At 61.0% G+C, this 2,493-nt stretch carries 4 protein-coding genes and 2 pseudogenes; 1 reads left to right on the top strand and 5 read right to left on the bottom strand.

What is annotated here, in order from left to right:
* The 3 genes and pseudogenes from G6N73_RS35285 to G6N73_RS35275 form a co-directional block, all read right to left on the bottom strand.
* A partial coding sequence (locus G6N73_RS35285; protein WP_165034481.1) for a YybH family protein occupies positions 1-239 on the bottom strand: 239 nt, incomplete at its 3' end.
* A 143-nt stretch (positions 240-382) separates the two neighbouring features.
* Positions 383-820 carry a WYL domain-containing protein gene (locus G6N73_RS38490; protein ID WP_165034480.1) on the bottom strand — a complete coding sequence of 146 codons (438 nt, stop codon included), beginning with the start codon at positions 818-820 and terminating at the stop codon, positions 383-385.
* 271 nt (positions 821-1,091) lie between these two features.
* Positions 1,092-1,397, bottom strand: a pseudogene (locus tag G6N73_RS35275) (MerR family DNA-binding protein); the annotation flags it as partial.
* On the opposite strand from G6N73_RS35275, the gene G6N73_RS35270 reads away from it, so the two are divergent.
* Positions 1,393-1,545, top strand: a complete 153-nt coding sequence (locus G6N73_RS35270; RefSeq protein ID WP_165034478.1) for a hypothetical protein — start codon at positions 1,393-1,395, stop codon at positions 1,543-1,545. The pseudogene G6N73_RS35275 and the gene G6N73_RS35270 sit on opposite strands and share 5 nt — an antisense overlap.
* Positions 1,546-1,549: 4 nt before the next feature.
* Here G6N73_RS35270 and G6N73_RS35265 read toward each other — a convergent pair whose 3' ends face one another.
* Both G6N73_RS35265 and G6N73_RS35260 read right to left on the bottom strand, forming a co-directional pair.
* Positions 1,550-1,798 carry a tyrosine-type recombinase/integrase gene (locus tag G6N73_RS35265; protein ID WP_165034479.1) on the bottom strand — a complete coding sequence of 83 codons (249 nt, stop codon included), beginning with the start codon at positions 1,796-1,798 and terminating at the stop codon, positions 1,550-1,552.
* Between the two features lie 23 nt (positions 1,799-1,821).
* Positions 1,822-2,493 (bottom strand): annotated as a pseudogene (locus G6N73_RS35260) (site-specific integrase); the annotation flags it as partial.

Below are 2,493 nucleotides of genomic sequence, written 5' to 3'. Positions count from 1 at the left end.
TGGAGGGCGATGTCCTTGGCTTGCACAATATCCTGGCTCGTAAAAGTGAATTTCGGGTTCAGCGCAATAAAGCCAGCAAACATTTCCCGGAGTGCTGGTGTTCCACTCACAGGCTTTCCGGGCTGGCCAACGACGACTGCATCCGGTTCGTATGTCGCCATCACTCCATCAATGTCTCCCCTGGCGAAGGCTGACGTCATGGCATCGATGGTCGATTGAATACGCGCGTGGTCGTTCATGGTTTCTCCAAATGCGCCGGTTGCGGGAGCCGCGAGAGCAAGCGTTGTCGGGAATGCGGCAGCGACGTTTCTGAAATGCATGCGAGGTGTTCTCCGTGGTTTCACGGAAAATAGCGGTCACAACTGACAGAAAACGGCAGTGGTCAAGAGCGCTTGTCCGTCACCCCTTCCAGCTCACGCCAGATTTTCACCAATTCGTGCCTGCGCTTGGGATAGCGCTCTCCGAGTTCCTCCACATTGAGGATACGGTCCGTCCGGAAATGGCGAATGCCGTTACGGCTCTCGCACCACGCCGAAAGCAGGCGCACGCTCTCAAAGAACCCGATCTGGAACGGCCAGATGGTGCGCTCGGTCTTTTCTGCGTCAGCATCCTGATAGGCAATCCGGAGCTTCCTTTCCGCACGGATTGCCCCGCGGAACAGCGAGAGATCGTTTTTCTGATCAGCCGCTTCCGCAGCCGGGCCAACAATAAGGTGTTGCGACTCGAGACGCTCGGAAAGATGCCGCGGAAGTACGCCGCCAATGCGCGCGAGGGCGCTTCGGGCGGCGGCGGCGAGCTTCGCATCGGCCCGCTCCGCCACCCAGTTTGGATTTGACGTCGGCGCCTCGCGTTCGCGCGTTGATGGACTTTGTCCAGGAGCGCTTCCCCGCCATTAGCTAAAGCACAGGTGAGGGGGCCGGCCGCATAAGGCATGGCGCGCCAGACCATCCGGCACGTCAAGCACCTCTGGTGTGAATCGGCATCGAAGGGTGACCCCGCCTAAGTGCCGGTGAGAAGACGATCACTACCCGTGACATCGTCGTGGGTAGGGGAACTGCGGCGTAGCCAACTCGTCACGTGTTCCTGGCTGGCTATGGGTGCCCGGCAAACAACGTCTCGATCAGCGGACATTCCGGCAACGTGCCGTTGGCGCATTGTGCGACCACGTCCTTGAGCACCCGCTCCATGTGCTTCAGATCGGCGATCTTCGCCCGCACGTCGTCGAGATGTGCGGCTGCGACGGCGCTTGCCTCGGCACAAGGCTGGTCGCGCTCGTCGACCAGGCGCAGAAGCTCCCGGATCTCATCAAGCGAGAAGCCGAACTCGTGCGCCCGCAAAACGAAGCGAAGGCGCCGCTCGTGCGTGGTGTCGTAGCTGCGGTAGCCGGCCGCCGTGCGCGTCGAAGTGCGCCTGCATGGCGAGCGTCAAGATGCTCCGCCCAAAATGGTATCGGTAGACTATGAGCTGATCGTCGACACCAACGAAAGCGACCAGCGCCTTGCGTTGATCTGCAACTGCCTGGACATCGTGCCAGTGGTTAGCTGAACCCCTAAGCGCCTGACGCAGATCCGAGGGTATCTCGCGTCGACTCGCCTGCTCCAAGCCGCGTGACCATCATCGCGTGGATTGTGGCGGCGACATTATCGGCCGCCGAGACCAGAACGCTGTCGAGGTGATGGATATAACGGCTGGTAATCGAGCCGGCCGCATGCCCGAGCATCGCTGCGATGGTCGGCTCGGTATAACCGAGGTCCGCCGCCACCGATGCGAAGGAATGCCGCAAGGTGTGCGGCGTCACGTCCTCGAACCCCGCCTTCCTTGTTATTCGCTCCAGCCCCTTGCCATCCCGCCAAAGACCTCTCCGCTGCGCACCGGCGTAAGCACCGCGGCAGAGCCTTCCTCCGCTTCGATAGTTGCCAGATAGTCGAGCACGGCGCGTCCGACCGGCCGGAGCGAAGCTCCCTCCTTGCTGTCTTCCAGCCGGAAACCGCTGCGCTCTTCATCAACCTCGGTGCATTTCAGGTTGATGATCTCTCCCAATCGGCAGCCAGTGAGGGCGAGAAGCCAGACCGCATCGATCACCTGCGGCGTTTCTCCCTCCGCACGAGCAGAAGTCAGCACCTTGCCGAGCGTTCTGTATTCTTCGGGCATAAGTCGGCGCCTGCGGCGCGCATCGGCTGGCCGCTTCACACCATGCGCAGGATTGGTTTGAATGATCCCTTGATCGACTGCAAAGGTGAGTATGCCGCTCAGCAGTCCGGTCGTACGCGTGGCGGTGCCGCTGCCGCCCCTCACGATCGATTTGCCCCGCTTGCCGGTCTTCTCGACCTTGGCGGTTTTGCCGCTCGCGACTTCTCTCAGGAAGCGGTTGATGTCGGCCTTGTTGAGATCAACGACACGCATCCCACCGATAAGCGGAAGGATGTGCCGGGTGATCCGACCTCGATCAGTGTAGATGGTGCTGGCCTTTTTGGGACGGTTTCCTTTGCCGAG

Origin of the sequence: Allomesorhizobium camelthorni (assembly GCF_011045125.1) — a bacterium.
GTDB classification, from domain to species: Bacteria; Pseudomonadota; Alphaproteobacteria; order Rhizobiales; family Rhizobiaceae; genus Allomesorhizobium; species Allomesorhizobium camelthorni.
The sequence above is the reverse complement of the archived record's forward strand: the minus strand, read 5'-3'. Positions and strand labels throughout refer to the sequence as shown.